Source organism: Ornithinimicrobium tianjinense, assembly GCF_014636495.1.
GTDB classification, from domain to species: Bacteria; Actinomycetota; Actinomycetes; order Actinomycetales; family Dermatophilaceae; genus Ornithinicoccus; species Ornithinicoccus tianjinensis.
The window spans coordinates 80734-86733 of sequence record NZ_BMEM01000007.1; the positions used below are offsets into that span (position 1 = coordinate 80734).

Here is a 6000-nt window from a genome sequence, read left to right on the forward strand (position 1 = left end):
CTGCGGTGCCGTCCGGGCCGGCTGCCCTAACGTGGGCACATGCAGGTCCCCGTGAGCCCCGTCCGCGTCGCCATCAGCAACGACTACGAGGTGGTGGTGCGCGGGGTCCACGCCATGCTCGCGCCGTTCCCGGAGCGCATCGAGGTGGTCGAGCTCGACCTCAACTGCCCGCCGAAGGAACCCGTGCACGTCACGCTCTACGACACCTTCTCCCAGGCCAGGGTGGACAGCCCGGAGCTGGCCAGCCTCGTCGGCCAGGAACATGTGGGAGCTGTGGCCGTCTACAGCTGGGACCTTGACCCACGCCAGGTCGAGGTGGCGCTCGCCCGGGGCTGCCGGGCCTACCTCGACAAGGCGATGAGCGCCCAGGCGCTCGCCCATGCCCTCGAGCGGGTCGCCGCCGGGGAGATCGTCGTCTCCCGACGAGGTTCCGCCGACGACCAGAGGTCCGCCGACGCCGGCGGCTCCCCCGCCTCTGCTGGCTCCGCCGCCTCCGCCGGCCCCGGCCCCGACTGGCCGGGCCGGGACGCCGGCCTGTCCGCGCGCGAGGCCGAGGTGCTGACCCTCATCGTCCAGGGGCTGACCAACGAGGCCATCGCGGCGCAGACGTTCCTGTCGATCAACTCGGTGAAGACCTACATCCGGTCGGCCTACCGCAAGATCGGCGTGACGCGGCGGGCCCAGGCGGTGCTCTGGGGGATTCACCACGGCCTGCTGCCCGCGCGGAAGCGGATCACCGATCCGGCGTCACCCGCCTCGGGCTCGGTGTCGTGACCGGGGAGCCCGCCGCACACGGCTGGCTGCCCGGCACAGGGAGGCTGCCCGGTCAGGCCGGGACGAAGACCACCGACGAGTAGGGCCCGAGGTCCAGCACCGCGTGCCCGTCCCGTGCGTCCAGGTCAGGGGTGGCGTGGTCGCCGAAGAGGCTGCTGTAGGCCCGGGCGTCGCTGTTGAAGCGCACCTTCCAGTAGCCGCCCGGCAGCTGCACCTCGCGCTGCACCGCGTGCGCCGTGAGGTTGAGGGCGACGAGGACGTGCCGGCCGTCGTCGGTGGACCGCACGTAGGCGATGACGTTGGCGTCGTCGTCGAGGGTGACCAGGGTGGTGTTCGGCCCGCTGAGACCGGCGGTGTCGCCGTCGAGGTTGCGGCGCATCCGGATCAGGTCGCGGAACATCTGGGTGATCTCGCGGAAGGCCCACGCACGCTCCCAGTCCAGCGGGACGTTGTCGCGGAACCACTCGTCCTCGAGGAACTCCTGGCCCTGGAACAGCATCGGCATACCCGGGGCGGTCAGGACCAGCGCGGCACCCAGGGTGGCGCGCTTCTGCGCGTCCCAGCCGCTCGGGTTGTCGCCGCGCACCTCGGAGGTGATGCGGGCCTTGCCGTTGGCGACCTCGTCGTGGGACTCGGTGTAGATGACCCGGTCGAAGGCGTGGTGGTAGCGGTGCATGACGGCCTGGGCCACCGCGGGGATCGAGCGGTGCTCGTCGGCGGGTGTGATGAGCGCCTCGCGCACGGGGTGGACGAACTGGTTGTCCCACTGGGCGTGCATCGCCGCGCCCCCGTCGCCGACCGCCGTGACGGCGGCGTCGTTGTGGAGGTCCTCGGCGATGACGAGCCGGCCCGGGAACTCGGTGCGCACCATCTCGCCGATGAGGCGCATCATCGCCCAGCCCTCCGGGATGTCGCCGGAGAAGCCGTCGATGGTGCGCATGTAGGGCGTCATGTCCAGGCGCAGGCCGTCGACGTGGTAGTCGCGCAGCCACATCCGGGCGTTGTCGAGGATGAAGCTGCGCACCTCCGGACGGCCGTAGTCGGGACGCGTGTCGCCCCAGGGGGTGCTCGACCGCTCGTCGTTGTAGAAGTAGATGCCGCCCTTGCCGTTCTCCGACCAGCCGTCGAACTGCCAGATCGACAGGTCGCTCGGGCCGAAGTGGTTGTAGACGACGTCGACGATGACCGCGATGCCGTGCCGGTGCGCCTCGCGCACGAAGGCCTTGAGCGCCTCGGGCCCGCCGTAGGTGCGCTCGACGGCGAAGATGTGGGCCGGGTTGTAGCCCCAGGAGTAGTCGCCCGCGAACTCCATGAGCGGCATGAGTTCGACGGCGTTGACGCCCAGGCCGACGAGGTAGTCGAGCTTGCCGGTCAGGTCGTGCAGGTCGGCCGGGCCGCCGTCGCCGGAGGGGACGAAGCTGCCGATGTGCGTCTCGTAGATGACCAGCTCGTGCTGGCCGGGGGTGACGAACTGGTCGTCAGCCTGCCAGTCGAAGCGGCCGTGGTCGTAGAGGATGCCGTTGCCGACGGAGTTGGTGACGACCTGGGCGCGCGGGTCGATCCGCAGGAACCGGTGCTCCCCGACCGTGAGGAGGAACTGGTACTCGTTCCCGTGGGCGGCCCCGTGGACCTCGCCGTACCAGTGGCCGTTCCCCTCGTGCTGCAGGGCGTGGGCCTGGTCGTCCCAGCCGTTGAAGTCGCCGACCACGTGGACGGCGTCGGCGTTGGGCGCCCAGACGCGGAAGGCGAATCCTCCGTCGAAGGGGATCGCACCCATCCCGGCAACACTCACGGCATACCCACTCTCTCGCGTGCTCTCTCGCGTGCGTGAGGGGCGCGGCACGCGCGCCCCCGGCTCGCCCATGGTAGACGCCGGGTACCCTGCGCCGGTGACGTCGACCCAGGAGCCTCGCGGCCAGATCCGGGCCGCCTGGCTCATGACGGTGCTGCTGGCGGGGCTGGCGATGATCGGGCCGTTCACGATCGACACCCTCTTCCCGGGGTTCGTCTCGATCGGGCGGGACTTCGGCGCGGACGCGGCCGCGCTGCAGCAGCTCACCAGCGTCTACCTGCTCAGCTTCGCGCTGATGAGCATCTTCCACGGCCCGCTGTCGGACAGCCTGGGCCGCAAGCCGGTGATGATCGGCGGGCTGGCGGGCTACACCGTGGCGTCGGCGGTGTGCGCGCTCGCGCCGACCTTCGGGGTGCTGCTGGCGGGACGGGTCGCGCAGGGGCTGTGCGCCGGGGCCGCGACGATCGTCAGCCGCGCGGTGATCCGGGACCTCTACTCGGGTGCGCAGGCGCAGCGGATGATGGCGCGCGTCATGATGATCTTCGCCGTGGCGCCGGCGGTGGCGCCGGTGATCGGCGGGGAGATCCTCCGCTTCGCGGAGTGGCCCGCGATCTTCTGGTTCGTGGCGGGGTATGCCGTGCTCACCGCCCTCCTGACCCTCACCGTGCTGCCGGAGACGCTCCCCCGTTCGCGGCGTCATCCGCTGCGTCCGGGCGCGGTGGTCGGCGGCCTGTGGAGGGTGGCGCGGTCCTGGCCCTTCGAGCGGCTGGCGCTGTGCACGACCTTCGTCTTCGCCAGCTACTTCCTGTATGTCGTGGCCGCCCCGATGGTCGTCGTGGACCTGCTCGGCCTGGGCGAGCAGGACTTCTGGACGCTGTTCGTGCCGATGATCGCGGGGATGGCGCTGGGGTCGTGGATCTCGACCCGGGTGGCCGAGCGGGTGGCACCCGAGCGGCTGGTCGACGGGACGCTGCTGTGGCTGCTCGGGGCGGCGGTGCTCAACGTGCTGCTCGTCGTCCTCTGGCCGACGGTCCCGGGCGCGGTGGCCGGGCCGGCCCTGCTCGGCGTCTCGATCGGCATCGTCTTCCCGGTGCTGCAGCTGGCCATGCTCGACCTCTTCCCCACGCACCGCGGTGCCGCGGCGTCGATGGCCTCCTTCGCCTCGCTCGTCTTCAATGCGCTGCTGGCGGGGGCGATCGCGCCGCTCGTCGGCGGGTCGCTGGTGACGCTCGCGCTGACCTCGCTCGCCTTCGCGGCTACCGGAGCGGCGCTGTGGTGGTGGCACCGACGGGATCGGGCTCCTGGGCCGGAGGGGTCTGCGTCGGAGGGGTCTGGGCCGGGCTCGGCCTCCTAGGCCGGCTGCCCAGCAGGACGCCGCCGACGACCAGCACGGCGCCGGCGAGCTCGGCCGCCGTGACCCGCTCCCCCAGCACCAGCCAGGCGGACGTCATACCGACGACGGGGACGAGCATGGAGAACGGCCCGACCACGCCGGCCGGGTGCCTGGCCATCAGCCACGTCCACACGCCGGAGCCGGCGACCGTGCCGATCACCACGGTGTAGGCCAGGCCCAGCAGCGCTGCGGGAGCGGCCGGGGCGTCGAGGGTGAGGAGCGAGCGCAGGATGCGGTCGGGGCCTTCGACGAGCACGGACAGGGCGAGCATCGGCAACGGGGGCACGACCGACATCCACAGGGTGAGCCGCAACGGGCTGGCTGGCCGGGCCTGTCGGTTGCAGATGTTGCCGACGGCCCACCCGAGGGCGCCGGCGAGGGTGAGCAGGAAGGGCAGCAGGGTCGCGTGCTCAGCGCGCTGCCAGGCCACCACCGTGAGCCCCGCGACGGCCACGAGGATGCCGAGCAGCTGGCGGCCGCCGACCCGTTCGCGCAGGAAGGTCGCGCCGAGCAGGACGGTGAACGGCGCGGAGGCCTGGAGGACGAGGGAGGCGAGCCCGACCGGCATACCCGCCGCCATCCCCCAGTAGAGGAAGAGGAACTGGAGCACGCCGAAGCCGAGGCCGTAGCCGAGCAGCCAGCGCGCCGGGACGCCGGGCCACGGCACGAGCAGCACGGTGGGGATCGCGATCACCGCGAACCGCAGCGCCACGAGGAACAGCGGCGGGAAGTGCTGCAGGGAGGCGTCGATCGCGATGAAGTTCAGGCCCCACATCACGGCGACGAGCACGGCGAGGAGGCGGTGTCGGGCGGGCACGGGCACACTCTGCCGGTGCGGCATACCTAAGGACAAGCGAAAGATGGTGATGTGTCTCTGTAGGCTCCCTACATGGATGCGCGCCACCTCGAGCTGCTGCGTGAGCTGGCCGAGCGAGGGAGCGTCACCGCCGTCGCCGCAGCGACCTTCCGCACACCGTCGGCGGTGTCGCAGCAGCTGCGGACCGCCCAGCGGGATCTCGGCGTGCCCCTCGTCGAGCCGTCCGGGCGCGGCCTGCGGCTGACCGAGGCCGGGCAGGTGCTGGCCCAGGGCGGTCAGGACGTGGCCGAGGCGCTGGCGCGGGTCCAGGCGAGGTGGGACGAGTTCCGCGGAGGGCCCGTCGGGACGGTGTCGATCGCGGCGCTGCCGAGCGCCGCGACTTTCCTGCTCCCGGGGGTGCTGCGGGCGCTCGAGGACACGGGCATCCGGGTCAGCTGCACCGACGTCGACCTGGCGGAGACGGCATACGGCCGCCTCACCGCCGACCACGACGTCGTGGTGGCGCACAGCCTGACCGGCGTCCGACCCGTCGGGACGGACGGCCTGAGTGTGGTGGCCCTCGCGCGCGAACCGCTCGACATCGCGATGGCCGCCGACCACCCGCTGGCAGCGCGGCCGACGGTGCGTCCGGAGGAGCTCGTGGACATCGAGTGGATCGGGGTGCCGAAGGGTTATCCCTTCGACACCGTGCTGCAGGGCGTCGAGTCTGCGACCGGCGTCGGGCTGCGGGTGACGCAGCGGGTGCGTGACAACCGCCTGGTGGAGGCCCTGGTCCGCAGCAGCCGGCGGGTGGCGGTGCTGCCTCGGTTCACCACTCCGACCGGCCACGGCCTGGTGCTGCGGGAGCTGGTCGGCATCGCCGTCGCGCGGCACGTGGTGGCCGTGATGCGGCCGGACCGGGCCGAGCGGCTCGCGGTGCGCCGGGTGGTCGAGGAGCTCGTGCGGGTCGGCCGCGCCAAGAGCGCCGAGCACGGGGCCTGACGCAGTCGGCCGGACGGCTCGCCAAGGCCCATGACGCGGCGCTAGCTGCCGGCGGCCGCAGCACCTCCGTCAGCGTCACGGTCATCATCACCATCACGGATCCTCGCCATCTCCTCCCCGCGGCCGCCATCTCCGGCCGCGGCCGCCAAACCTCGTCACGGACACGGACCCCCGCGTCACCTCCCGTCAGGCACCGTCGCCATCTCCGGCCGGCCGCCAAACCTCGTCACGGACACGGACCCC

At 72.2% G+C, this 6000-nt stretch carries 5 protein-coding genes; 3 read left to right on the top strand and 2 right to left on the bottom strand.

The features are described 5' to 3' along the window. Window positions 1-39: 39 nt before the first annotated feature. A complete protein-coding gene (locus tag IEV65_RS15260) occupies window positions 40-774 on the top strand; it encodes a response regulator transcription factor (RefSeq protein WP_188432274.1) in 735 nt (244 codons plus the stop codon). 52 nt (window positions 775-826) lie between these two features. Here the strand turns inward: IEV65_RS15260 and IEV65_RS15265 are convergent, their stop codons facing one another. Next, the gene (locus IEV65_RS15265) at window positions 827-2551 is read right to left on the bottom strand and encodes an alpha-amylase family glycosyl hydrolase (RefSeq protein WP_188432276.1); all 1725 of its coding nucleotides are present in this window, start codon (window positions 2549-2551) and stop codon (window positions 827-829) included. A gap of 112 nt (window positions 2552-2663) precedes the next feature. On the opposite strand from IEV65_RS15265, the gene IEV65_RS15270 reads away from it, so the two are divergent. Then, window positions 2664-3920 (top strand): multidrug effflux MFS transporter, encoded by a 1257-nt coding sequence (locus IEV65_RS15270; RefSeq protein ID WP_229735343.1) that lies wholly within the window; start codon window positions 2664-2666, stop codon window positions 3918-3920. Here IEV65_RS15270 and IEV65_RS15275 read toward each other — a convergent pair. Next, a complete protein-coding gene (locus tag IEV65_RS15275; protein ID WP_188432278.1) occupies window positions 3823-4776 on the bottom strand; it encodes an EamA family transporter in 954 nt (317 codons plus the stop codon). The two genes, IEV65_RS15270 and IEV65_RS15275, sit on opposite strands and share 98 nt — an antisense overlap. Window positions 4777-4848: 72 nt before the next feature. Here IEV65_RS15275 and IEV65_RS15280 point away from each other — a divergent pair, with 72 nt between their 5' ends. Further along, window positions 4849-5757, top strand: coding sequence for a LysR family transcriptional regulator (locus IEV65_RS15280; RefSeq protein ID WP_188432280.1), 909 nt, complete (start codon window positions 4849-4851; stop codon window positions 5755-5757). Window positions 5758-6000 lie beyond the last annotated feature (243 nt).

Coding starts and splice junctions, on each gene's coding strand:
- IEV65_RS15260 (WP_188432274.1), top strand. CDS start 40: ATGCAGGTCCCCGTGAGCCCCGTCCGCGTCGCCATCAGCAACGACTAC.
- IEV65_RS15265 (WP_188432276.1), bottom strand. CDS start 2,551: ATGGGTGCGATCCCCTTCGACGGAGGATTCGCCTTCCGCGTCTGGGCG.
- IEV65_RS15280 (WP_188432280.1), top strand. CDS start 4,849: ATGGATGCGCGCCACCTCGAGCTGCTGCGTGAGCTGGCCGAGCGAGGG.